At 43.6% G+C, this 559-nt stretch carries 1 protein-coding gene; it reads left to right on the plus strand.

Going from position 1 to position 559, the window contains the following annotated elements:
• Nucleotides 1-94: 94 nt before the first annotated feature.
• Nucleotides 95-559 (plus strand): PorP/SprF family type IX secretion system membrane protein (locus H4K35_RS15610; RefSeq protein ID WP_182628815.1); only part of this gene is annotated, 465 nt, incomplete at its 3' end.

The raw sequence follows: 559 nt of genomic DNA on the forward strand, positions 1-559 counted from the left end.
ATTTTGACCTATGAGAAGAGCGACAAACACGGCTCTCGTACGATTAAAAAATCGGGCTACCTACATTTAGAGACGAATTAAAACCTAGCTTATCGTGAAAAAGAACAAGATATATTTTGGGATCAGCCTAGTGGTACTAGGTTGCTTCCCCAGCCTTACGCATGCCCAACAAGATCCTCAATACACCCATTATATGTACAATCACACCCGAATAAACCCTGCCTATGCAGGAAGTTCAGAGGGATTGAACCTTTTTGGATTGTATCGCACCCAATGGGTGGGTTTGGATGGAGCTCCTAAAACAGCCACTTTAGCGGCAGACACTCCCTTGGGACGCTCAGGCTTAGGTTTGGGAGTAAATTTCATCAATGACCGCCTAGGTGCGATGGATGAAAATACCCTATCAGTAGATCTGTCCTATGGGATTGATCTTAATAGTGAGTATAAACTGGCCTTTGGATTAAAGGGATCGGGTAATTTGTTGAATGTGGATTACAGCAAGCTGAGTATTTATGAACAGAGCGATCCCATAGTAGCCAACAACGTAGAGAACGCCTTT

The organism is Myroides sp. NP-2, from assembly GCF_014145665.1.
Classification (GTDB): domain Bacteria; phylum Bacteroidota; class Bacteroidia; order Flavobacteriales; family Flavobacteriaceae; genus Flavobacterium.